The 922-nt window shown below is 53.9% G+C and carries 2 protein-coding genes; both read left to right on the forward strand.

Features of this window, described 5'->3' with window-relative positions:
• Positions 1-130 precede the first annotated feature (130 nt).
• A complete protein-coding gene (locus tag H8711_RS13815; protein WP_008818019.1) occupies positions 131-529 on the forward strand; it encodes a plasmid mobilization protein in 399 nt (132 codons plus the stop codon).
• Positions 501-922 (forward strand): relaxase/mobilization nuclease domain-containing protein (locus H8711_RS13820; protein WP_249283904.1); only part of this gene is annotated, 422 nt, incomplete at its 3' end. The genes H8711_RS13815 and H8711_RS13820, both read left to right, overlap by 29 nt.

A 922-nucleotide genomic window follows, 5' to 3' on the forward strand; every position in this document is an offset into this window, starting at 1 on the left:
AGAGCAAGATTCTACCACGGTGCCAAAATCCGCATATCTGCGGTTTTGCCCCCTTTGGTAAATCTTGTTGGGGAGTGCCTTCCCCAAACCCTGCTCATGCGCCCTGTCGGGCGAGAAAGGAGGTCAACGCTTGAAGAAAAAATATAACACACCCCACCGCTGCCATGTGGTCAAAACCCGCATGACCGAGGAAGAATACGCCGACTTTACCGAGCGGCTGAAACACTATGACATGAGCCAATCCGAATTTATCCGGCAAGCCATTACACGGGCGACCATTCGCCCCATCGTTACCGTTTCCCCGGTCAATGATGAACTGTTGTCCGCCGTTGGCAGGCTGACCGCCGAATACGGAAAAATCGGTGGCAACCTCAATCAGATTGCCCGCGCCCTCAACGAGTACGGCACACCATACAACGCCCTGTCCGTTGAAGTCCGCGCCGCCATTTCTGACCTTGCTGCCTTGAAGTTTGAAGTCCTGCGAAAGGTAGGTGACGCTGTTGGCAACATTCAAACATATCAGCTCTAAAAATGCGGATTATGGCGCAGCCGAGCAGTACCTCACCTTTGAACATGACGAGTTTACCATGAAGCCCACCCTTGATGAAAACGGGCGGCTCATGCTCAGGGAGGACTATCGAATAGCCACGCTGAACTGCGGCGACGAGGATTTTGCCGTTGCCTGTATGCGCTCCAATCTCCGCTATGGGAAGAACCAGAAGCGGGAAGATGTAAAAAGCCACCACTACATTATCAGCTTTGACCCACGGGACGCGGTGGACAACGGTTTGACCGTAGACCGGGCGCAGGCGTTGGGCGAGGAATTTTGCCGGAAGCAGTTTCCCGGACACCAAGCCATTGTCTGCACCCACCCGGACGGACACAACCACAGCGGCAATATCCATGTGCATATCGTTATCAA

Source organism: Ligaoa zhengdingensis (genome assembly GCF_014384885.1).
Taxonomy (GTDB): domain Bacteria; phylum Bacillota; class Clostridia; order Oscillospirales; family Ruminococcaceae; genus Ligaoa; species Ligaoa zhengdingensis.